The organism is Vibrio chagasii (assembly GCF_002954585.1).
Taxonomy (GTDB): Bacteria; Pseudomonadota; Gammaproteobacteria; order Enterobacterales; family Vibrionaceae; genus Vibrio; species Vibrio chagasii_A.
Genome location: NZ_MSCI01000003.1, coordinates 325527 through 349347 on the forward strand (window position 1 = coordinate 325527; position 23821 = coordinate 349347).

Annotated in this window: 21 protein-coding genes; 17 read left to right on the plus strand and 4 right to left on the minus strand. The window is 44.4% G+C overall.

Annotated features, from left to right (window positions below):
- Positions 1 to 39: 39 nt before the first annotated feature.
- From rnr to rplI, 5 genes are all read left to right on the plus strand, one after another.
- A complete protein-coding gene (gene rnr, locus BTO10_RS21390) occupies positions 40 to 2541 on the plus strand; it encodes a ribonuclease R (RefSeq protein WP_105025767.1) in 2502 nt (833 codons plus the stop codon).
- 138 nt (positions 2542 to 2679) lie between these two features.
- The gene (gene rlmB, locus BTO10_RS21395) at positions 2680 to 3420 is read left to right on the plus strand and encodes a 23S rRNA (guanosine(2251)-2'-O)-methyltransferase RlmB (RefSeq protein WP_105025768.1); all 741 of its coding nucleotides are present in this window, start codon (positions 2680 to 2682) and stop codon (positions 3418 to 3420) included.
- Positions 3421 to 3980: 560 nt separating this feature from the next.
- The gene (rpsF, locus tag BTO10_RS21405; protein ID WP_004741278.1) at positions 3981 to 4370 is read left to right on the plus strand and encodes a 30S ribosomal protein S6; all 390 of its coding nucleotides are present in this window, start codon (positions 3981 to 3983) and stop codon (positions 4368 to 4370) included.
- A gap of 109 nt (positions 4371 to 4479) precedes the next feature.
- A complete protein-coding gene (gene rpsR / locus BTO10_RS21410; protein ID WP_000090472.1) occupies positions 4480 to 4707 on the plus strand; it encodes a 30S ribosomal protein S18 in 228 nt (75 codons plus the stop codon).
- Between the two features lie 38 nt (positions 4708 to 4745).
- Complete coding sequence (rplI, locus tag BTO10_RS21415; protein ID WP_004741277.1) at positions 4746 to 5198, plus strand: 50S ribosomal protein L9; 453 nt, start codon at positions 4746 to 4748, stop codon at positions 5196 to 5198.
- A 193-nt stretch (positions 5199 to 5391) separates the two neighbouring features.
- Here the strand turns inward: rplI and BTO10_RS21420 are convergent, their stop codons facing one another.
- Positions 5392 to 6276 carry a DUF481 domain-containing protein gene (locus tag BTO10_RS21420; RefSeq protein ID WP_105025770.1) on the minus strand — a complete coding sequence of 295 codons (885 nt, stop codon included), beginning with the start codon at positions 6274 to 6276 and terminating at the stop codon, positions 5392 to 5394.
- A gap of 175 nt (positions 6277 to 6451) precedes the next feature.
- Here BTO10_RS21420 and BTO10_RS21425 point away from each other — a divergent pair, with 175 nt between their 5' ends.
- Positions 6452 to 7843: a replicative DNA helicase gene (locus BTO10_RS21425; RefSeq protein WP_004741275.1), complete on the plus strand. Its 1392-nt coding sequence runs from the start codon at positions 6452 to 6454 to the stop codon at positions 7841 to 7843.
- 6 nt (positions 7844 to 7849) lie between these two features.
- Entirely contained in the window at positions 7850 to 8935 is a 1086-nt protein-coding gene (gene alr / locus BTO10_RS21430; RefSeq protein WP_105025771.1) for an alanine racemase, read from the plus strand.
- Between the two features lie 157 nt (positions 8936 to 9092).
- On the opposite strand, the gene BTO10_RS21435 is transcribed toward alr, so the two are convergent.
- A complete protein-coding gene (locus BTO10_RS21435; protein WP_004741273.1) occupies positions 9093 to 9512 on the minus strand; it encodes a secondary thiamine-phosphate synthase enzyme YjbQ in 420 nt (139 codons plus the stop codon).
- A gap of 326 nt (positions 9513 to 9838) precedes the next feature.
- Between BTO10_RS21435 and pgi the strand changes: the two genes are divergently transcribed.
- Positions 9839 to 11491, plus strand: coding sequence for a glucose-6-phosphate isomerase (gene pgi, locus BTO10_RS21440; RefSeq protein WP_105025772.1), 1653 nt, complete (start codon positions 9839 to 9841; stop codon positions 11489 to 11491).
- A 141-nt stretch (positions 11492 to 11632) separates the two neighbouring features.
- On the opposite strand, the gene BTO10_RS21445 is transcribed toward pgi, so the two are convergent.
- A complete protein-coding gene (locus BTO10_RS21445; RefSeq protein WP_004741271.1) occupies positions 11633 to 12094 on the minus strand; it encodes a chemotaxis protein CheX in 462 nt (153 codons plus the stop codon).
- A gap of 17 nt (positions 12095 to 12111) precedes the next feature.
- The gene (zur, locus tag BTO10_RS21450) at positions 12112 to 12570 is read right to left on the minus strand and encodes a zinc uptake transcriptional repressor Zur (protein ID WP_004741270.1); all 459 of its coding nucleotides are present in this window, start codon (positions 12568 to 12570) and stop codon (positions 12112 to 12114) included.
- Positions 12571 to 13260: 690 nt separating this feature from the next.
- On the opposite strand from zur, the gene BTO10_RS21455 reads away from it, so the two are divergent.
- The 9 genes from BTO10_RS21455 (at position 13261) to BTO10_RS21495 (ending at position 23189) form a co-directional block, all read left to right on the plus strand.
- Positions 13261 to 14511, plus strand: a complete 1251-nt coding sequence (locus BTO10_RS21455) for a magnesium transporter (protein ID WP_105025773.1) — start codon at positions 13261 to 13263, stop codon at positions 14509 to 14511.
- A 22-nt stretch (positions 14512 to 14533) separates the two neighbouring features.
- Positions 14534 to 15820 (plus strand): hypothetical protein, encoded by a 1287-nt coding sequence (locus BTO10_RS21460; RefSeq protein ID WP_105025774.1) that lies wholly within the window; start codon positions 14534 to 14536, stop codon positions 15818 to 15820.
- 222 nt (positions 15821 to 16042) lie between these two features.
- Positions 16043 to 17047, plus strand: coding sequence for a tRNA dihydrouridine(20/20a) synthase DusA (dusA, locus tag BTO10_RS21465; protein WP_105025775.1), 1005 nt, complete (start codon positions 16043 to 16045; stop codon positions 17045 to 17047).
- Positions 17048 to 17229: 182 nt separating this feature from the next.
- Positions 17230 to 17451 carry an envelope stress response protein PspG gene (gene pspG, locus BTO10_RS21470; protein WP_004741265.1) on the plus strand — a complete coding sequence of 74 codons (222 nt, stop codon included), beginning with the start codon at positions 17230 to 17232 and terminating at the stop codon, positions 17449 to 17451.
- 135 nt (positions 17452 to 17586) lie between these two features.
- A complete protein-coding gene (locus BTO10_RS21475) occupies positions 17587 to 18252 on the plus strand; it encodes a TIGR04219 family outer membrane beta-barrel protein (protein ID WP_105025776.1) in 666 nt (221 codons plus the stop codon).
- A gap of 221 nt (positions 18253 to 18473) precedes the next feature.
- A complete protein-coding gene (locus tag BTO10_RS21480; RefSeq protein WP_102339310.1) occupies positions 18474 to 18704 on the plus strand; it encodes a hypothetical protein in 231 nt (76 codons plus the stop codon).
- A 123-nt stretch (positions 18705 to 18827) separates the two neighbouring features.
- Positions 18828 to 20693: an assimilatory sulfite reductase (NADPH) flavoprotein subunit gene (locus BTO10_RS21485; RefSeq protein ID WP_105025777.1), complete on the plus strand. Its 1866-nt coding sequence runs from the start codon at positions 18828 to 18830 to the stop codon at positions 20691 to 20693.
- Positions 20693 to 22420: an assimilatory sulfite reductase (NADPH) hemoprotein subunit gene (gene cysI / locus BTO10_RS21490; RefSeq protein WP_105025778.1), complete on the plus strand. Its 1728-nt coding sequence runs from the start codon at positions 20693 to 20695 to the stop codon at positions 22418 to 22420. Before BTO10_RS21485 ends, cysI begins: the two co-directional genes overlap by 1 nt.
- Positions 22413 to 23189 carry a phosphoadenylyl-sulfate reductase gene (locus BTO10_RS21495; protein ID WP_004741898.1) on the plus strand — a complete coding sequence of 259 codons (777 nt, stop codon included), beginning with the start codon at positions 22413 to 22415 and terminating at the stop codon, positions 23187 to 23189. Before cysI ends, BTO10_RS21495 begins: the two co-directional genes overlap by 8 nt.
- The last annotated feature ends 632 nt before the right edge of the window (positions 23190 to 23821 follow it).

A 23821-nucleotide genomic window follows, 5' to 3' on the forward strand; every position in this document is an offset into this window, starting at 1 on the left:
CTAGGGGTATATACCTTCCTTGCTTAAGCAGGCCCGCCTATGTCAAAAAACACACCGATGTCAGAAAACACGACAGCTACCACTAACGTTGATCCTTTTGCCGATCGAGAGTCGAAGAATTACGACAACCCAGTACCAAGCCGAGAGTTCATTTTATCGTTTCTAACTGAAGCGAATATTCCAATGAACCGTAACGACCTATTCGAAGCGCTTGGTCTTGCTGGAGAAGAGCAATATGAAGGACTACGTCGTCGTTTACGTGCGATGGAACGTGATGGACAATTGGTCTTCACTCGTCGCCAATGCTACGCGCTACCTGAAAAGTTAGAGCTAGTGAAAGGTTACGTGATTGGTCACAAAGACGGTCATGGTTGGGTACGCCCTGATGGCAGTAAAGGCAAGGATGACGATATTCTACTGCCGCACCATCAGATGAAAACTATCATGCACGGTGACTACGTGTTGGCTCAGCCAACAGACAATAGCAAGCGAGGCCGTCGTGAAGGTCGTTTAGTTCGCGTACTTGAAGAGCGCACTACGCCAATCGTTGGTCGTTTCTTCTTGGAGTATGGTCACTCTTATGTGGTTGCTGACGACTCACGTATCAGTCATGACATCCTTATCCCAACCGAGCACAAAGGCGGAGCTCGAATGGGTAATGTGGTTGTGATTGAAATTACTGACCGTGGCGGTCGCTCTCGCAACATGATGGGTAAGGTAACGGAAGTGCTTGGCGAGAATATGGCTCCGGGCATGGAAACCAAGATTGCGATTCATACTCACCAGATCCCAAATGAGTGGCCTGAAGCCGTCGATAAGCAAATTGCTAACTTGGGTGAGCATGTACCTGAAGAGGCGAAAGAAGGACGTGTTGACCTACGTAAATTGCCATTGGTAACAATCGATGGTGAAGATGCACGTGACTTCGATGATGCGGTTTATTGTGAAGCGAAGAAAGGTGGAGGCTGGCGCTTATGGGTAGCGATTGCTGATGTAAGCTACTACGTTCGTCCTGATACTGCGTTAGATAAAGAAGCGATCAATCGTGGTAACTCGGTATACTTCCCATCGCAAGTTGTTCCAATGCTGCCAGAAGTGCTTTCTAACGGCCTATGTTCGTTGAACCCTCAAGTAGACCGTTTGTGCATGGTGTGTGAGATGACTATCTCAGACAAAGGCAAACTGTCTGGCTACAAGCACTATGAAGCGGTAATGAACTCTCATGCTCGCCTTACTTACAATAAAGTAGGCGCGATCCTAGATGGCAACGAAGAACTTCGTGAGCGTTACGCACAAGAAGTGCCGCATCTAGAAGAGCTGCACAGAATGTACAAAGTACTGAAGCAGACTCGTGACGAGCGTGGTGCAATTGAGTTTGAAACGGTAGAGACTAAATTCATCTTCAATGCGGATCGTAAGATTGACCGTATTGAACCCGTTGTTCGCAACGATGCACACAAGATCATCGAAGAGTGTATGATTCTGGCGAACATTGCGTCTGCATCTTTGGTGGAGAAAGCGAAAGAGCCATCGCTGTACCGTATTCACGAAACTCCAGGTGAAGAGCGCTTAGCAGGCTTTAAAGACTTCCTAAGTGAGTTGGGTTTATCGTTAGACGGCGGTTTATCTCCTTCACCAACGGATTACGCAAAGCTAATGCAGCAAATTAACGAGCGTGAAGATCGTGAGTTAATTCAAACCATGCTGTTACGCTCAATGAAGCAAGCGGTATACAACGCTGATAACGTAGGTCACTTTGGTCTAGCGCTAAAACGCTACGCTCACTTCACCTCGCCAATCCGTCGTTACCCTGACTTGCTATTGCACCGTGCGATTAAGTACCTTATTGCTAAAGAAGAGGGGCGTAACAGCGAACGTTGGACACCAACCGGCGGTTACCACTACACTTTCGATGAAATGGACTTCTACGGCGAGCAGTGTTCAATGACTGAGCGTCGTGCTGATGACGCTACTCGTGAAGTGAACGACTGGCTGAAATGTGAATACATGCAAGACCACGTCGGTGAAGTGATGGACGGTGTGATTGCCAACGTAACGGGCTTTGGTTTCTTTGTGCGTCTAACTGAACTGCACATTGATGGCTTAGTACATATTTCAGCGTTAGCTAATGATTACTACCAATTTGATGCTGTTGGTCAGCGCTTGGTGGGTGAAAGCTCTGGCAACATCTACCGCTTGGGTGATTCGGTTAAAGTTAAAGTTTCTGCAGTTAACCTAGAAACTCGCCAAATTGATTTTGATTTGGAAGACACTGCTCGTCAGCCTCGTGGCAAAGGTAAAACAGCTAAGAAGCGTGCTGCTGAAGCAATGAAAAAGGCGAAAAGTAAGAAACGCGCCGCAGTGAAGAGCAACAAACCAGGTGTCGCAGCTAAACCATTAGTTGAGCCAACCAAGCGACCTGACGGTAGTTCAGAAGGTTCTGAGAAAAAGAAAAAATCGCGTAATAAGACCGGTGCAGCAAAAGCTCGAGCGAAGAAAAAACGCTCAGCAACGCGCAAGGCAAGGGCGGATAAGTCTTAAGACATCGCCAAGCGTTAACAACGAATGTAATGCGAGAGTATCGGACGTGAAACGCATGCTCTCGAAATAAACAACGCAGAGCTGAACGCATTGGAGTTAGTGCCGTTCACCTCTGAGCAATAAGAGTAATTTGAGACAATGAGTAACGAATTTATTTACGGTATTCACGCGGTGAAAGCTGTACTAGAAAAAGATCCAGCACGTTTCATCGAAGCGTACGTGCTGAAAGGTCGTCAAGACGAGCGCCTTTTGCCACTGCTGAATCAGCTGCAACAGTTTGGTGTATCCATTCAACAGATGGGTCGTAAGCCGCTGGATGACAAAGCACAAGGTGCAAACCACCAAGGCATTATCGCTAAGTTGAAGCCTGCTAAGCAGCTTAACGAAACTCACCTAGACGACATCCTAGCGCAGCACGAACAGCCATTGCTGCTAGTTCTAGATGGCGTAACAGACCCTCATAACCTAGGGGCTTGTCTGCGTAATGCGGATGCAGCTGGTGTTGCTGCTGTTATCGTGCCTAAAGACCGCTCTTCGCCGTTAACGGCAACGGTAAGTAAAGTTGCATGTGGTGCTGCTGAAACGGTTCCTCTAGTACGTGTAACCAACCTAGCTCGTACAATGCGTGCTCTGCAAGAACAAGGTGTATGGTTTGTCGGTACAGCAGGCGAAGCGACGCACGATATCTACCAAGCGAAGCTAACCGGCCCTCTAGCTGTAGTAATGGGTGCAGAAGGCGACGGTATGCGTCGTTTAACGCGTGAAACCTGTGATGACCTAATCAAGATCCCGATGGCAGGTAGTGTATCAAGCCTGAACGTGTCTGTGGCTTCTGGTATTTGTCTGTTTGAAGCGGTACGTCAGCGTCTAGCTCAGTAACCTTTAAAGAGACACCGGCTTAAGCCTATGAATTTATTAACGCTCACCACTTTCTGGTGGGCGTTTCTCTTTTGTGGTTATAGACGGGCTTATTGGTTTGTTGGATGGCAAGGGGCTGTTGCTCTTTCGTGGTTGAATTTTGTTCGAGATAAAATCGTTTTAGGCGCGGCGAAGAGTATGCAGCCTAGTCATTCTAAGCAAATATTCTTCAACAAAGCACAAAATGATCTTTGCGGGGGCGCCTAGCTCGTACCCTTCGGGCAGCCTTTGTGGTTCATTTCTACTGCGTTATCGGCTTTTTATGTAGGCTAGCTACACGTCAAAGCCTCTGTCTTGTGTAAATTTCCCACAAAGAGCAGCAAAAGCCAGCTCGAAAGATTAACAGCCCCTAAATGGCGAAAGAAAAACTGTTTCATTATTCGCCAAATACCACTTGCCAATACAGGGTTCTTTCTATAATATTTGCCGTCCTTAAAACTCGGTCATTTATCTTTAGTTCCTTGCTTCCTCTGGACGACCGAGCCATTCGTGGAAGCTAATAATCCGTAAGGAGCAACCAAATGCGTCATTACGAAATCGTATTCATGGTTCACCCTGATCAAAGCGAGCAAGTTGCTGGCATGATCGAGCGTTACACTGGTTCTATCACTGAAGCTGGCGGTACTATCCACCGTCTAGAAGACTGGGGTCGTCGTCAAATGGCTTACCCAATCAACAAGCTTCACAAAGCTCACTACGTTCTTATGAACGTTGAAGCTGGTCAAGAAGTGATTGACGAGCTAGAAACTGCTTTCCGTTTCAACGATGCAGTTCTACGTAACATGATCATGCGCACTAAAGGCGCTGTGACTGAGCAATCTATTATGCTTAAGCAAAAAGAAGAGCGTGCAGAGCGTGCTCCTCGTCGCGAAGAGCGTACAGAAGCTAAACCAGAAGCAGCTGCTGAGTAATTCTTTTTTGGCTTAATGCCTTAAAAAATTCTCAACTTGTTTTAAGTTTTTCACCACTTCCTAAGTTTTGAAAGACTGCATTATTAAATTTAAGATCAGGAGATAGCCCATGGCTCGTTTCTTCCGTCGTCGTAAATTCTGCCGTTTCACTGCAGAAGGCGTACAAGAGATTGACTACAAAGACGTAGCAACTCTTAAAAACTACATCACTGAAGCTGGTAAAATCGTTCCTAGCCGTATCACTGGTACAAGCGCTAAGTACCAGCGTCAACTAGCTCGCGCTATCAAGCGTTCTCGTTACCTAGCTCTACTACCGTACACTGACAAGCATCAGTAATCGGTAATAGTTAATAATAGTTTAAGAGGACTAAGATAATGCAAGTTATTCTACTTGATAAGATCGGTAACCTAGGTGGCCTTGGCGACCAAGTAAACGTTAAATCTGGTTACGCTCGTAACTTCCTTATCCCACAGGGTAAAGCAGTTATGGCAACTAAAGGTAACGTTGAGATGTTCGAAACTCGTCGTGCTGAACTAGAAGCTAAAGTTGCTGAGCAACTAGCTGCTGCTGAAGCTCGTGCAGAGAAAGTTAACGCTCTAGAAGGCGTTTCTATCGCTTCTAAAGCTGGTGACGAAGGTAAACTATTCGGTTCTATCGGTACTCGTGACATCGCTGACGCTATCACAGCGGCAGGTGTTGAAGTAGCTAAGAGCGAAGTACGCCTACCTGAAGGCGCTCTACGTAACATCGGCGAATTCGAAGTAAGCATCCAACTTCACTCTGAAGTTTTTGCTACTGCGAAAATCGCTATCGTTGCAGCTGAGTAATTTCAGTACCAAGACGAATTCTTTCTTTATGAAAGTTTTAAACACCAGCTTCGGCTGGTGTTTTTTTATGCCTGACTTTCCTGACTTAAGATAATTAGCCAAGATATTGAATGTTGCGAATCATAGTTGTTAAAGAGCCATTATTGGCAAAAGTTTTTGACAACCCCTGCCTCAAGCTATTTTGTTGAGAGTGTTAGAATGTGAATAATAGGCTGATGGACATGACAGAGTCCTCTTGGCTTAATCCTTCCGGAACCTTGTCGTGGTATTGACGAGAATGAGCAATTTTCAGTGCTATGTTGTCAGTAATATTATTGATTACTTCTAAATCGGTATCAAAATTCAAGTTACTGTGGCCAGACACCAATGTTATATCGGCTTTGAGTTGTAAGTTTGGTAAAACTTGCCATGACGTTTTCACGTTGCTACGGAAAATCGCTTCTTCAACGATCTCTGGAAAGATGATGTCATCATCGTCGAGCTCATCGAGGTTTGGCTTTTGGTAACGGAAACCCGGGCCCACTTCGACTTCCAATACAAACTCTTCGGTATTTGAAAACTGGTAACCCAGACCGCTCGAAACGGTGTAGTCCTTAAAATAAGCACTGTAGCGTGAATCGACACCTTTGAAACTGCCGTAAAGATAGGTTTTAGGGCTTAACTTGTAGTCACTCTGAGCCGTGTAAGTCGATTGCCTTTTATCTTCTTCGCCATCTTTATAGAGGTTGTAGTATTTCCATTCGCCACTGGTTCTGTGGCGGCCAGCCGTGTATTCACCGTTTAGGCGTGCGTTTAGAGAGCGTGAATCGGAATTACCAGTATGCGACTGATATCCAAACTCAACTTCAGTTTTTAGTGGGCTTGGCAGCTCGGTGTCACTCGTACCACTTGGGGCGATATCCATATCTTTGTCTTCTGGTGCTGGTGCAACGACGATCGGCTCAGCAGTAGGTTCTGGTACTACTATCGAGTCGAGGATTGCATCAACATCGGTTTTAGCATCAGCAGCTAAAGCCATCGGAGCGCTCAGGAGACCAGTACATAGAATACCAGTGCTCAGAGCCAATAGTTTGGACACGCATACCTCAGTTATACAGTGAACGAATGGCGAGATCGTAATGCTAGCCTTGGTTAATTTCGTCAGCAATAAGTAAATTCTTCCTACATAATAAAACAAACTCATAGGAACGCATTACAAATGAGTGTTCTTGGGTATAATGAACGATCATTATTAGTTATTGAGTGTAGTCATAGTGGATACCAAAAGTCAGAAATCAGCCAAAGATCAGGTGGACGCCATTAAGGTCCCGCCACATTCATTAGAAGCTGAGCAATCTGTTATTGGCGGTTTGTTATTAGATAACGAACGCTGGGATACGGTTGCTGAAAAGGTTGTGGCCAAAGACTTTTATAGCCGTCCTCACCGTCTGATCTTTGAAGCGGTAAAAGATATCCTTGAAGAAAGCTCTCCTCTGGATCTTATTACACTCTCAGAACACTTAGAGCTGCGTGAGCAACTTGAAGAAGTGGGTGGCTTTGCCTACCTTGCTGACCTAGCTAAGAACACGCCAAGTGCGGCTAACATTAACGCTTATGCGGATATCGTAGCTCAGCGTGCATTAGTTCGTAGCCTGATTGGTGTGGCGAATGAGATTGCTGATTCTGGTTACGATCCACAAGGTCGTACATCAGAAGACCTGCTCGACCTTGCTGAAAGTAAAGTATTCGCGATTGCTGAAGGTCGCGCGAGTGAAAACGAAGGCCCGCAAAACGTAGATAGTATTCTTGAGAAGACGCTAGAGCGTATCGAAATCCTATACAAAACTCCGCAAGACGGTGTGACAGGTGTCGATACCGGCTTTAATGACCTCAATAAGAAAACGGCAGGTCTACAAGGCTCTGATTTAATCATTGTGGCGGCACGTCCATCGATGGGTAAAACCACATTTGCGATGAACTTGTGTGAAAACGCGGCGATGAAACAAGACAAGCCAGTGCTTATCTTCTCGCTAGAGATGCCGGGCGAACAGCTGATGATGCGTATGCTTGCATCTCTGTCTCGCGTGGACCAAACCAAAATTCGTACCGGTCAACTTGATGACGAAGACTGGGCTCGTATCTCTTCGACCATGGGTATCCTCATGGATAAGAAGAACATGTACATTGATGACAGCTCAGGCCTAACGCCAACCGAAGTACGTTCTCGTGCGCGTCGTATTGCTCGTGAGCATGATGGCCTTTCAATGATCATGATCGACTACCTTCAACTGATGCGTGTACCTTCACTATCTGATAATCGTACTCTTGAAATCGCCGAGATTTCACGTTCCCTTAAAGCGCTAGCGAAAGAGTTGAACGTTCCAGTTGTGGCACTTTCTCAGCTTAACCGTTCCCTAGAGCAACGTGCCGATAAACGCCCTGTTAACTCGGACTTGCGTGAATCGGGCTCGATTGAGCAAGATGCCGACTTAATCATGTTTATCTACCGTGATGAAGTGTATAACCCAGACAGCTCACTGAAGGGGATCGCTGAGATCATTATCGGTAAGCAACGTAACGGCCCGATCGGTTCGGTCCGTCTGACATTCCAAGGGCAACACTCCCGTTTCGATAACTATGCAGGTCCTGCATTTGATGACGAGTAATCGCTAATGACGTATATGAAAGCGGCGACCGCGAGCATTGATTTAAATGCGCTTGAGCACAACCTGAACCAGATAAAGTCGAAAGCCCCGCAGTGCAAAGTGATGTCTGTTGTCAAAGCCAATGGCTATGGTCACGGCTTACTGCACATTGCTAAGCATTCTAAAAGCTCAGATGCGTTTGGTGTAGCCCGTATTGAGGAAGCACTGCAGCTGCGAGCTGGTGGCATTGTTCAGCCTATTCTATTGCTTGAGGGTTTTTATTCTTCCGGCGATTTACCGATTCTGGTCACTAATAACATTCAAACGGTGGTGCATTGTGAAGAACAGCTTAGTGCTCTGGAAAATTCAGTTCTAGAATCACCGGTTGTGGTATGGTTAAAAGTCGATAGTGGTATGCACCGTTTGGGTGTTCGTTCTGAGCAATATCACGATTTCGTTGAGCGCCTGCATCAATGCCCAAATGTGGCTAAACCTTTACGCTATATGAGCCATTTTGGCTGTGCTGATGAGTTAGATAAAACAACGACCGAGCAGCAAACAGAATTATTTTTATCTCTAACAGAAGGCTGTGAGGGTGAGCGTTCGCTTGCGAACTCAGCGGGTTTACTTGCTTGGCCTAATAGCCACCTGGATTGGGTGCGTCCGGGAATCATCTCTTACGGTGTATCACCGTTTATTGATAAAACAGCACAAGAGCTTGGCTTTATGCCTGTGATGACCCTTACCTCGCACCTGATTGCTGTGCGTGATTTGAAGGCTGGTGAAAGTGTGGGTTATGGCGCGAACTGGACCAGTGAACGTGACACCAAAGTGGGGGTTATCGCGATTGGTTACGGTGACGGCTACCCTCGAACTGCGCCTAACGGCACACCTGTGTTTGTAAATGGCAGAAAAGTGCCTATTGCAGGCCGAGTATCTATGGACATGTTAACGGTCGATCTTGGGCCGGATGCTCAAGATAAAGTCGGTGATGAAGCGATACTTTGGGGCAAAGAGTTACCTTCAGAGGAAGTGGCAGAGCATATCGGTACTATCGCTTACGAGTTGGTTACGAAACTTACCTCGCGTGTAGCGATGGAATACGTGAAGTAACTTGGTTAGTCAGCCCCCCTAACTTATGATGCTTTAGTTTCCTGATAAACCAGCCTTTCTAAGTTGAGGTTTATCTACTCAATTTTCTATTACTCAAGGGGGACGCATTTCTGTGTCCCCCTTTTTATTTCGCTACTCTAGGCTTAGTTACGATGAGCTATTCTCCTTGGATAGTAGCAATCACAGTGCGGCTACCACCGTAGTCTCGGTGTTCTCCCAAGTAAATGCCCTGCCATGTTCCTAAAGCTAAACGACCATTGGTGATAGGGATTGTCACACTGTTGCCAAGTGTCGATGCTTTAATGTGAGCTGGCATATCATCATCACCTTCATAAGTATGTTTGTAATAGGGTGCTCGTTCGGGCACAAACTTATTGAAGTGTGACTCCATATCACTACGGACGGTCGGATCGGCGTTTTCATTGAGCGTCAAGCTGGCAGAAGTATGCTGAATAAATAGATGTAATAAACCAACAGATAAAGAGTTCACCTCGTGTATCTGTTGTTCAATTTCATCAGTAATGAGATGAAATCCACGCTTTTGTGCATTTAGGTGTATAGTCTTCTGAATCCACATACGCCATCCTTTATAATGTATTTGGAAAAAAAGTGGTTTGAGGCTATCTTTTGAACTTGAATTTATCAGGTCTCGCTCACATTTAATTGTGTTAGAGCCAGAGTCTGTACCGATTCCTGTCTCAGGAAATCTAATCCTGATTTATCTCAAGGTACAGCTCTTCATATACGGCATAATACGTCGTGAAAAAAAATTACAAAGAATCTTTCAGTGGTGACGCGGTTTGGTCATCACAGAAAAATATAAACTTTCGCCTAATCGGGGGTTCTATTCATCACCCAGGTGACGTTTAGAATAAAACCTACAGTAACATCGGGATAGATACCATGTTGAAAAATATCAACCCAACGCAAACACAAGCGTGGAAAGCTCTAACAGCTCATTTTGAATCTGCTCAAGATATGGATATGAAAGAGCTTTTTGCTCAAGATGCAAAACGTTTCGAGAGCTTTTCTACTCGTTTCGGTTCAGACATCTTGGTCGATTACTCTAAGAACCTAATTGATGCAGAAACGATGCAGCACCTATTTGCTCTTGCAAACGAGACTGAAGTTAAGTCTGCAATTGAAGCGATGTTCAGCGGTGATGCAATCAACAAGACTGAAGGCCGTTCAGTTCTTCACACTGCACTGCGTAACCGTAGCGACAAGCCAGTAATGGTTGATGGCAAAGACGTAATGCCAGCAGTTAACGCTGTACTAGCAAAAATGGAACTGTTCACACACCGCATCGTTTCTGGTGAGTGGAAAGGTTACACAGGTAAAGAGATCACAGATGTTGTGAACATCGGTATCGGCGGTTCGGATCTTGGTCCATACATGGTGACTGAAGCACTAACGCCATACAAAACTCGCCTAAACATGCACTTCGTTTCTAACGTAGATGGTACGCACATCGTTGAGACGCTTAAGTCTCTAAACCCAGAAACAACACTATTCCTAGTAGCATCAAAAACATTCACGACTCAAGAAACAATGACGAACGCACACTCTGCTCGTGATTGGTTCCTAGCTGAAGCAGGTGATGAAGCGCACGTAGCTAAGCACTTCGCTGCACTATCGACTAACGCAACTGCAGTCGCTGAGTTTGGTATCGATACTGATAACATGTTCGAATTCTGGGACTGGGTTGGTGGTCGTTACTCACTATGGTCTGCGATTGGTCTTTCTATTTCTCTTTCTGTAGGCTTCGATAACTTCGTTGAGCTGCTAGAAGGTGCTCATGAGATGGATAACCACTTTGCTTCAACTGAGTTTGAAAGCAACATTCCAGTAATCCTTGCGCTTATCGGCATTTGGTACAACAACTTCCACGGCGCTGAGTCAGAAGCGATTCTACCTTACGACCAGTACATGCACCGTTTTGCGGCTTACTTCCAGCAAGGCAACATGGAATCAAACGGTAAGTTTGTAGACCGTGAAGGTAACCCAGTAGAGTACCAAACAGGTCCTATCATCTGGGGTGAACCAGGTACAAACGGCCAGCACGCGTTCTACCAACTGATTCACCAAGGCACTAAGCTGATCCCATCAGACTTTATTGCTCCTGCAATCAGCCATAACCCAGCATCTGATCACCACCAGAAGCTAATGTCTAACTTCTTTGCTCAAACTGAAGCACTAGCATTCGGTAAGACAAAAGAAACTGTGGAAGCTGAATTCCTAGCGGCTGGCAAAACTGCAGAAGAAGTGGCTGAACTAGTACCTTTCAAAGTGTTTGAAGGTAACCGCCCAACGAACTCTATTCTTGTTAAGCAAATTACGCCTCGTTCTCTGGGTAACCTGATCGCGATGTACGAGCACAAGATCTTTGTTCAAGGTGTTATCTGGAACATCTTCAGCTTCGACCAGTGGGGTGTAGAACTTGGTAAGCAATTAGCGAACCAAATTCTTCCAGAGCTTGCTGATGACGCAGCAGTGACATCTCACGATAGCTCAACGAACGGTCTAATCAACGCATTCAAAGCGCTTAAAGCTTAATTGAGTTGATAGCACAAAAGTAAACGCCAACCTTAGGGTTGGCGTTTTTGTATCTGTAGGGTAAGCAATGGTTGAATTGCAGGTAATAAAAAAGGCTGACGTATCGACGCCAGCCTTCTAAATATTTTGCTGTAACTATTTCTATTCGAAACAGATCTCGATGAAGGCATTACCCCACTGAGATGAGAAAGGCATGATGATGATTGCGCCTTCGCATTTGTGACGAATAGTGTGGCCTTTACCAGAAACCACAATCGGTGTTGCCATGTCGAAGTCGAAGCCGCTTTCCGCAAGAATACGTTTTGCACCACCAGTTACCATGTTGGTGATCTCACCAACCATGTCGGTTACTTCTTCGTTCAAACCGTTTGGTCGCTCACCAAGCATGTTTTCCATGATTTCCAGAGCCAGACCTTCATCAAAGGTAATCGACATTGAACCACGAGATTGTGGACCAACCATACCGATTAAACCAGAGACATCACCACGAGCGATTTCATCTTTCTTAACTCTTGGTTTTTGTGGCTTCAATTCTAGAGAAGCCATCGTTTTTAGAACGTTCATCAAAGAAGCTAAAAACGGGTTTACAAATTCAGCGCGCATAATGTTCTTCTATAATCTTATTCTTTCATATCGGAGGAGCAAGACTGGCAAATGCCATGCGATTCAATGACGTGGTTGGTCAATTGAAAGCCATGCTTCTCAGCGTTACTCGCGAGCAGAGTCACAAGGGAATCGTCTTGTAGTTCTACCACTGTGCCACATTTATCGCAGATCAGTAGTTGGGAGAAATGTTTGTTGGCATTACAAGAACAGCAGCATATAAAGCTATTGGTTGACTCAACTCTGTGAATGAAACCTTGCTCCAACAAGAAGTCCAAAGCGCGATATACAGTAGGTGGCTTGGCTTGCGGCTCACTGACTTTCAATTGCTCTAATAATTCATAAGCACTAGAAGCTTTCTTATTAGAGAGGATGAGCTCAAACACTCGCTTTCTTTGAGGCGTTAATCTAACGCCACGCGATGCGCATATCCCTTCAACTTGCTCTATTAATGTGTGGTCCAAATTCTTCACCATTCAATCGGACATCCTTAAACAAACCCTATTTTCAGGTTATTTCGGCTAAGGAGCCATTGATTTCTATTAAAGTCAGGTACAGAGCGTATTGTGACCCACGACTTTGAATAAGACAAGGTAACTCAAAATGACATTGTGACTCAAGGCATAACTGATTAGTAAAGCTGAATTAGAGATCTGGTGAATGATTTATAAATAATGTTTGCATATTGGGAGTGCTCAAATAGCTCGAGACACCATGTTTTGGTGGGCTTTTTATTTGAATACGCATTGATAGGTCATATAAGACTATTTTATATGAACGCATTCAACGTAGCTTACAACTAAGCAAATTTAAATCTCAAGTTATTGAGAGAAATATTTTGCAACATCATAGTTGCTAAGTTGTATATTGATATTGTTGACTATGAGGCGTCAGATACCTACTATGCGCCCATGTTTTTACAGGAGAAATATTATGGAAAACGACAGTCGAAGGTGGATTACTAGCTCAAGAGCGAGAATCCTATTGGAGTAATATGGACTAAACACTGTTTCCCCCTTCAATTCTTCTCTCCCTCTTATTAATGACGTGGGTTTCTTTCTCTGAAACTCAAACGTTATCTTGTTAGTAACCACCTGAAAATGAAATTTTTTCTATTGCTCGAATAGGGCAAGGGATCGTCATATCTAATAAAAAGGTGCGTTATCATGACCGTTATTAACACAGTAAACGAATACAACCATCATCAAACCGTTAGCTTCGAGTCTGGTGCGACTCAGGTAGATTTCACTCTTTTTAATCATTGGATTGAAATGCGTGAGATACAAAAGCTCAACCAACATTTTAACGCTGAATACATTCAGCAAGCGCTTTGTTTTACTCCTCAGTTATCGGCAGAGTCGCTTCAACGTCTTTGTTCACTTGAGGGGTTCGACTATCAGCAAGATGTAGAGCTGTTTCTTCAAGCAAGGCATCCAGTTATCCATGCTGTTAATTCCGCAGCAATGACAGTGCTCTATCATGATATGTCCGTAGAGCAGGCGAAAAAAGCATTGAACAGTCTGTATGTTGAGTTTGCCTGTCTTACTATCGTCGATGATATGGGACGGTTTGTTGGCCTAATCAAACTGGATATGTTGTTTAAGTCTCAACCTGATTTAAAACTGTCTGAGATTGTACATCATGCCATTAGCTGTCATTTTAGCGCATCACAAGAACATGCGGTGGCGCTACTCAAACAAAGTCGTTTTGACGTTGTTCCAATCTTAAATAGTCAGGGACTTCCCGTCGGTTTGCTATCGGCTAAATCGGCGATAGATATCGTTACCGAAGAGCAAACTGAAGACATGGAACGATTGATGGGTATTCAGCAAGATGGTCATGTCGGCGACTATATGAACTTGTCTGTTATGGATCATGTGAGTAAGCGTATTGTCTGGGTAATAGGCCTAGCTATATTGGGTTTGCTATCCGGTATGGTGATCCATAGTTATGAAGATGCAATTGAAGCGTTTACGGTTTTGGCCTTGTACATGCCAATGATAGCGGACTCTGGCGGTAATGCTGGTACGCAGTCTGCGACTGTGATGGTGCGCTCTCTGGCGTTAGGAAGCATCAAGCTGCGTGACTGGCTGTCCGTGTTGTGGAAGGAAACACGCATTGCCATTGTTATTGGTGGTGCACTGGCTGTTATTACCTTAGGTAAAGTGAGCTTACTGTCTTATGGCGTTGAGTTGCCGGCGAATCTGACATTAACCATGTTGGGCTGTGCAATTGGCCTAGCACTCTTCTTCCAAATAGTCTCTTCTACCGTTATTGGCGCTATGCTACCTATGATGACTAAACGACTCAACCTTGACCCTGCCGTTGTCGCTAGTCCAGCGATAACCACCATCGTTGATATTGGTGGGCTACTAATCTATTTCTTCTGTACTACTCGATTACTCGGTTTGTCTTAACCTCAGAGTAGGAGTTGTCATCATGAATATAGAATGGAGAGCGAGCAACGCTATAATGGTGTCCCAGATGCTACGAGGTGGTGAGGTTGGAACCATAGATATCAAGATCTATATGGATAGCCAACGTTATTCAGTTGCAGATTTCAGTGAGGAGGCAACTGATGATCTGTACCGTTCAATATTCCTCTATCACAACACTGATAGTCTATTAACTGAAGAAGCTCGACTGGAGTTCATCTCTCTGGAAATGGGTCACTGGTGTCCTACAACTGAAAGTAGACTAGTGGAATGGTTAACGTCGTTCCATACTGCGATACGTGCACGTTGTCTTTCGGTTTGTTGTGAGTCTGGATACCCTGGCGTGCCATCTTTGTGTTGGCAGGTGGAGAGGGTAAATTATAAGTTTGCTCTTTTGTTTGAGCGTTGCCCATCGGCGCGCTCATTACATCAACGCTTATTGGTCATCGCATGCCAAGAGCTGTTAAAACTCTATGAAAGGTTGAGAGACAATCATGCAGAGTCGTCATCGCAATCTGTGTTGAGCTGTTTGTCTCGACTTTTGTTTGAACGCAACCATATTGCAGGCTGGCGTCCATACGAACATAGAAAGAAAGCATATAGTGGAACGGGGTATCGTGATGAAATCGAAGAGTTTGCCTCTAGTTGGCCGGCTTATCGGCATGAACACTTATGTGCTCAGCGCCGTGCATCCGTAAACCACCTGATAACCATTGCTTTAAGCAGCATGCTCGCTATGTCAGTCGTGTTAATGTTCAATATTCATTTGATGAAACAGGATGGACATTTGACTTTGAGTCTACTTATATTGATCTGCTTACTTTATGGTGGGCGTGATGTAGTCAAAGAAGTTCTCAAATTAAAGATCACCAAGCAGCTTAACAAATTTAATTTCTACCGAAGATATAAATTGATTCGACCTGGAAGTTTTCGAAGTATTGGTAAACGAAAAACTCGGATGCAGTCTCAATTTAGTCCGCAAAAAGCATCATCTAAGATGTGTTTGCAAAAAGCGGAGAGTATCTCAGTTGCCAAAAGACTTAGTAAACATACAGTATCAGTGTACTGCGAGACTCAAATATCACTAAGCAGCTTAGACAAATATCGTAAGACGCAGCATTTTAGAGTGCTGAATCAGCATGGAGAAAGTGAACGTACACCAATACGAGATAATCGTGACTTGCATATTTGCATCCAAATCACCCAATCAAATAGAAACACCATAACAAAATCGTTTCGTTGTAATGATGAGGACAATAGTCGTTGGTTTGAAATAAAACCGGTAAGCTAGATTGAGGTGGCTGGTGGCCTTTGAAGTGCAATTGTTGGTCCGGATACGTGCTGGTAACCGCGTTGGTTCGATTATTAGCCACTTCGCTTTCTTTTTGAAACTCTTCCGCTCCCTGTGTATTATTGGCTGTTTTTTTGATCACGATAACCGCTTTATTACGGAGTGTGTGAAACTCCACAATATTCAAAGCGGATTTGATGGGTAAAATTATTAGGTAAAACAATGACCAAGCCAGGTAACATGAGTAAATTCCAATCAAACCGCTTATCCGTTGCACCCATGCTCGATTGGACTGACCGCCACTGTCGTTACTTTCACCGTTTGCTCTCTCAGCAGACTCTTCTGTACACGGAAATGGTAACAACAGGCGCGATCTTACACGGTAAGGGCGATTTCCTAGAATACAGTGAGCAAGAGCATCCACTGGCTCTTCAACTTGGTGGTTCAAATCCAGTTGATCTTGCGGCTTGTGCCAAGCTTGCGGCTGAGCGTGGTTATGATGAAGTAAACCTTAACGTAGGTTGCCCTTCAGACCGAGTGCAAAACGGTCGCTTTGGTGCGTGCTTAATGGCGGAGCCAGAGCTAGTAGCAGACTGTGTATCAGCGATGAAAGAAGTGACTGATATTCCAATCACTGTGAAAACTCGCATTGGTATCGATGACCAAGACTCTTATGAGTTTCTGACGAAGTTCATCTCAACGGTTTCTGAAAAGGGCGGCTGTGAACAATTTACTATTCACGCACGTAAAGCGTGGTTGAGTGGTCTTAGCCCGAAAGAGAACCGTGAGATCCCACCTCTGGATTATGATCGTGCTTACCAGATCAAGAAAGACTTCTCAGATCTAGTGATCGCAGTAAACGGCGGCATCACCACATTAGAGCAGACAAAAGAGCATCTTCAGCACCTGGATGGCGTGATGATCGGTCGTGAAGCTTACCATAGCCCATTTATTCTGGCGGAAGTGGACCAACAGATCTTCGGCTTAGATACGCCAATCAAGAAACGCTCGCAAGTTGTCGAAGAGATGTACCCGTACATCGAACGTGAGCTTTCAAAGGGTGCAAGCCTAGGACACATTTCTCGTCATATGCTTGGCCTGTTCCAAAGCATGCCGGGTGCAAGACAATGGCGTCGTTACATCAGCGAAAATGCGCATAAGAAAGGCGCTGGCATCGAAGTCATGCAGACAGCATTGGCTAAGATTCCTAAAGAGCTGAACGTATAGGTTAAATTCGCCATTAAAGGCTAAATTTACCACTCTAATTTGCTTAAAAAGCCACGCATGAGAATGTGTGGTTTTTTATTTTCTTGATAAATAAGGGTTTTATTGGTTCTGGCGACTTGGTACAGAAGCTGCAATGTTAGGGATTAGGAAAGATAGGTCATTAACTCATTAGGGAGACCATTATGTTTGAATTAATCTTTGTTCTTATTTTCGTTGCTACGCTTCTTGTGACAGGCATTACCTTTATGACGGTATTAGCGGCAACAGGAGTTGCATTAGCCGTAATGTTGCTGCTTGGTATGATGAGCGTGGTGTTCAAATTACTGCCTTGGTTGATTGTGATTGCAATCGGTGTGTGGTTTTTCAAAAACTTTGTACATAGCTCGAGTCAGAGACGCTACTAAAGTCATGACACCGTCAAATATCGGCTTGCCGTCGGTTTATCGTTTTAGTCTTTAAGATGTGTGGTAGAATTTTCTCCAATAATCTATGAATGTGCATACACTTAGCACAACGATATGGAATTGGAGCTATCTCAAATGAATAAAATGCCATTAATTGCTTTAGTGGGAATGCTATCTTTAAGTTCAGCGGTATCTGCTGAGGAAGAGTTTTCTTACACGGCTAAAGTCGGTGCCGATATGTGGTGGGGAAGTACCAAGCTAAATGAAGTGAGACAAGACGAAGACTCTAACTCTCCTTCTGTGTATTTCGCATTTGAGCATAATGCCCCAATGCTGCCAAATGCTAGCTTCCGTTATACGTCTATTGATACGGATGCATTGGCTTTTGATAAGTACGACTACACATTCTACTACACCTTGCTAGAGCACAAGTTGATGAACTTCGATGCGGGTCTGACGTTTACTCAGTACTCAAACTCGAATTACATTGAACCTCAAAAAGGAACTCAAGCAAGCTTCGATGAATTTACGTGGAGCTTCTACGGTAACGCAGAGATCAACGTTCCTGACACCAACTTCGATATCATTGGTACCATGGAATTCGGTGATAGCAGCGGTATTAAGAGCACAGATTTGATGGCGGGTGTTCAGTACCGAATCCCAGTATCAGAGTCTGAAATCGCTCTGCGCGGTGGTTATCGTGTTATCGACTTAGATTCAGATGAGTTCTTTGATTCTGAGTTAGGTAAAAACTTTGTCATGGTAGATGGTTGGTTTGCTGGCGCAGAAGTGCGATTCTAAGCTCACCTAAAGAACATCTAAAACTAATTTTAAGAACGCCGCTTTATTAAGCGGCGTTTTTTATATCTGTTGGTTATACCCAGCATCTTGAGGTTACTTGGGTATATATCGTTCTGGAATTAGTTAGCACATTCATCACTTTCGACCATCCTTATACAGGAAGCTGATTAACGTCTATTCTTATAAGGTCTATATTGTTGGGTTAGAACAAGGGATGGAATATGACACTCAATGAATTACGCAATTTATATCGAGAAAATTTGTTAGTTGAAGCCATCATAGAGCCCTCAATACAAGAAGGGGCTTGGGTTGTGGAGTTTCGCCATATGGGTGGCGGCTTTGTTCTGCTTACAGATGTCCATGGTGAAGAGTGCCATTACGCGGATTTAGACCTAGCATCTAAGTCGGCAATGGCGGTCGGTTTTCAACAAGTTCGTATTGAAAACCAGTAGCCCATTTACCTATTCAATCGCTTTTTACTTCCAAAAAGTTATAAAACATACTTTTCTATTCTTTCTTGTTATTAAAAGGAGTGGTTAATCTATCGTCACGCAATGATTAGGGATGTCGTGACCATGTCTTTAAATAAGAAAGAGTCTTCACAAAATAATAATGCACAGTCTGGGGCGAACGAGCTACCTGGATTAGCTGCACCGCTTAATGACCAACAACTGGGTCATCTTCAACAAACTGTTTCCGAATTATCTTCTCAGCAACTGGCATGGGTCAGTGGTTACCTATGGGGTGTGAGCCAGGCTCAACCTGTGGGCGCAGCCGCACCTATTACTCAAGCAGCTGCGGCGGTTGCTGCAAAACCTGCTGGCAAGCTCAGCATTATCTTTGCTTCTCAAACCGGTAATGCCAAAGGTGTCGCTGAATCACTAGAAGCAGAAGCAAAAGCCCTAGGTATCGCCGTCGAGCTTTTCGATGCCAGTGATTACAAAGGCAAGAACCTAGCTAAAGAGACGCACGTCATTTTCGTGGCTTCAACTAATGGTGAGGGTGAAGCGCCAGATAACGCGATTGAGCTGCACGAATTCCTACAATCAAAGAAAGCGCCAAAGCTATCAAACTTACAATATGGTGTGATTGGTCTGGGTGACTCAAGCTACGAGTTTTTCTGCCAAACAGCGAAAGACTTCGATAACTTCCTAGCTAAGCTTGGTGCTAAATCATTTGTTGACCGTCTTGACTGTGACGTGGACTACGAATCGGCAGCAACCGAGTGGCGTGCTAAAGCTCTATCACAAGTACAAGAAACACTGTCGACGGGCGCTGAAGCTGAGGTAGTTCAATTACCAGTAGGTCAAGCCGCTTCTGGTCATTCGCAGTACACCAAGCAAAACCCATACACCGCAACATTGCTAACAAGTCAAAAGATCACAGGTCGTGATTCGGGTAAAGATGTTCGTCATATTGAGATTGATCTGGATGAGTCCGGTATTACTTATCAACCGGGTGACGCACTGGGTGTGTGGTATGAAAACAGTTCAGAATTAGCGAATCAGATTCTTGCTAAAGTTGGGCTCTCTGGTATCGAGAGCGTAGATGTGGATGGTGAAAACCTCTCTATTCATAGTGCTTTAGTGAGTAAGTTCGAGATCACGGCTTCAAACCCTCAACTTGTGACTAAGTTTGCTGAGCTATCTGGTAGCAAGAAACTGTTAAAGCTGGTGGAAGATAAAGACAAGCTTCGTGAATACGCGAGCAACACGCAAATTGTTGATGTATTAGCTGAGAAGAAAACCAAACTATCGGCTGATGAGCTTTTAGGTCTGTTACGTAAGCTTACACCTCGCCTTTACTCAATCGCATCGAGCCAAGCTGAAGTAGATGAAGAAGTTCACCTAACAGTTGGCTTGGTGGAATACCAAAAAGGTGAAGAGTCTCGTTTAGGTGGAGCATCAAGTTTCCTAGCTCAGCGTTTAGAGGAAGGTGGTGAAGTGAAGGTGTTCGTAGAGAACAACAATAACTTTAAGCTACCACAAGACGACAATACTCCAATCATTATGGTCGGCCCAGGTACCGGTATCGCACCATTCCGCAGTTTTGTTCAAGAGCGTGAACACAATGACGCTCAAGGCAAGAGCTGGTTGTTCTTTGGCGACCGTACCTTTACTCAAGACTTCCTATACCAAGTTGAATGGCAGAAGTACCTCAAATCTGGAGCGCTAACCAAGCTAGATGTTGCTTTTAGTCGCGACCAAAAAGAGAAAGTGTATGTTCAAGACCGCTTAATCGAGCAGGCGGATCAAGTATGGCAATGGCTACAAGAAGGCGCGTACTTTTATGTGTGTGGCGATGCGACTCGAATGGCGAAAGACGTGCATGAAGCACTAGTTACGATTGCTGAACAGCAGGGCAATCAAAGCCGCGAACAGGCTGAGCAATTTATTAATGATTTACGTAAAGCGAAACGTTACCAAAGGGATGTGTACTAATGAGCAAGCAAGTAATAGAGCAAGAAGTGCTAGGCCAAGTACTTGGCCCATTGGCTGACAATGAACGTCTAAAGCGTGAGAGTAATAACCTGCGCGGTACGATTGAGCAAGACTTACAAGATCGTATCACTGGCGGCTTTACAGCAGATAACTTCCAACTGATTCGTTTCCACGGCATGTACCAACAAGACGACCGTGACATTCGTAACGAACGTGCTAAGCAAAAGCTAGAGCCTCTGCATAATGTCATGCTCCGTGCGCGTATGCCTGGTGGCATCATTACTCCTAAGCAATGGTTAGCGATTGATAAGTTTGCCGATGAAAGTACGTCTTATGGTTCAATCCGTTTAACGACTCGTCAAACGTTTCAGTTTCACGGTGTGTTAAAGCCAAATATCAAGCTGATGCACCAAACGCTAAATAGCATTGGTATTGATTCAATTGCTACAGCGGGTGACGTAAACCGAAACGTTTTGTGTACGACAAACCCAGTAGAATCTGAACTTCACCAAGAAGCCTATGAGTGGGCGAAGAAAATCAGTGAACACCTACTTCCTAAAACTCGTGCTTATGCTGAGATTTGGCTTGATGGCGAGAAATTAGAAACAACCGATGATGAGCCAATCTTAGGTAATAACTATCTACCGCGTAAATTCAAGACAACGGTCGTGATCCCACCACAAAATGATGTCGACGTTCACGCTAATGATCTTAACTTTGTCGCTATTGCTGAAGATGGAAAGCTCGTGGGCTTTAACGTGTTAGTCGGTGGTGGCTTAGCAATGACGCACGGTGATACCTCTACTTATGCTCGTAAAGCTGACGACTTTGGTTTTGTACCACTAGAAAATACGTTAGATGTTGCGGCAGCGGTTGTTACCACACAGCGTGACTGGGGTAACCGCTCAAACCGTAAAAATGCAAAAACTAAGTACACACTAGACCGTGTAGGTATTGATGTGTTCAAAGCGGAAGTTGAAAAGCGTGCGGGTGTTAAGTTCTCGGAAAGTCGCCCTTATGAATTCACAGAACGTGGTGACCGTATCGGCTGGGTTGAAGGCATTGATGGTAAGCACCACTTAGCGCTTTTTATTGAAAATGGTCGCTTGCTTGATTTCCCTGATAAAGCATTGAAAACCGGTGTTGCAGAAATTGCTAAGATCCACAAAGGCGATTTCCGTATGACTGCAAACCAAAACTTAATTGTTGCTGGTGTCCCTAAGAGCCAGAAGGCAAAAATTGAGAAGCTAGCTCGTCAATATGGCCTGATGGATGACGCGGTAAGTGAACAGCGTAAAAACTCGATGGCGTGTGTGGCATTTCCTACGTGTCCGCTAGCGATGGCAGAGGCCGAACGTTTTCTTCCTGAGTTTGTTACCGATGTTGAAGGTATCCTTAAGAAACATGGTTTGCCAGAAGACGATAACATCATCCTTCGTGTAACAGGGTGTCCAAATGGCTGTGGCCGTGCAATGTTGGCTGAACTTGGTTTAGTAGGCAAAGCACCAGGTCGTTACAATATGCATTTAGGTGGCAACAAAGCCGGCACTCGTATTCCTAAGATGTATAAAGAGAACATCACATCAGCTCAAATCTTAGAAGAGATTGATTCGCTGGTGGGCCGTTGGGCTGCAGAACGAGAAGAGAACGAAGGGTTCGGTGATTTCACAATCCGAGCTGGCATCATCCAAGAGGTGATCATTTCAAAGAGGGATCTGCATGCATAATTCTGTCGCTTCAAAATTGAAGTTAGCAGAACTGCTCGCACTGACCAAGACGGAGCAGGTACTTCGTCTTGGACAGATTAACGCAGAGTTAGAACAGCTAACTGCTTTAGAAAGAGTGAAATGGGCACTAGAAAACTTAGAAGGAACACATGTTGTGTCTTCAAGTTTTGGAATCCAAGCAGCACTCATGCTGCACTTAGTCACTCAGGCAAAGCCGGATATTCCGGTTATTCTTACCGATACCGGGTACCTATTTCCAGAAACCTATCGTTTTATAGATGAGTTAAGCCAGAAGCTCACCTTAAACCTACAAGTATTTCGTGCTCAGCAAAGCCCTAATTGGCAAGAAGCGCAATATGGGAAACTGTGGGAACAAGGATTAGAGGGTATCGAAAAGTACAACAAGCTAAATAAAGTCGAACCGATGAGAAGGGCGTTAGATGAACTTGAGGCTGGTACTTGGTTCTCCGGGTTGAGAAGAGAGCAGTCCCAATCACGTGCAAACTTGGCAATCTTATCTATCCAAAATGGTGTGTTTAAGTTCTTACCTATAATCGATTGGACCAATAAAGATGTTCACTACTACTTAGAAGAGCACGGTTTAAGTTACCACCCGCTTCGAGAGCAGGGTTACCTTTCAGTTGGAGATACACATACAACTAAGAAGTGGGAGCCAGGTATGACAGAAGAAGAAACCCGCTTTAACGGGTTAAAGCGAGAATGTGGGCTTCATGAAGACGATGGCGAACAAGATGGCTCTGGTATTTAGGAGTATTGCTGATTAAAAAGCTGCTTTAGGGCAGCTTTTTTGCTTTTCTGGGGGTAAAAAAACACCCCCTGTGGATAACTCTGTGATTAGTTTGTAGGTACTTTGTAGTTAAACTTGCATAAATAGGGGCTTGGTGGTTTATCCATCATGTAAGCCTTGTTTTTGCATTTTTTTTAAATAAACACTTGTCAATGTGAGCGACATCTCTATAATGCCGCCTCACTAACACGGCAGACGCCATAAGGCTTCAGCAAAGAATGTTGGTTAGGCAACTAGCTTCAAGCGATTATTCGCTTCTACTTTTAGAAAGTAGAAATTAATTTTCAAAAGTGTTTGACACTGAAGATTAAGTCGCTAGAATAGCCGCCTCTTCCGAAGTGATGTAAGTCATAACGAAGAGAAGCTCTTTAACAATTTAAACCTATCAATCTGTGTGGGCACTCGTTGATGAATATCACCAAGTTTGTTTTCGCTTTTTAAAGCAAAGGCAAATGTGAAACTTCGGTTTCAACTTGATTTCAATGAACTGAGTGACCAATTCGAATCGTAAGATTCGGCACAGTCAATTCACAGTCACTATTCGTAAGAATAGGGAATGTAATCAGTATTCATTGAGTCGACAAAATCTTAAA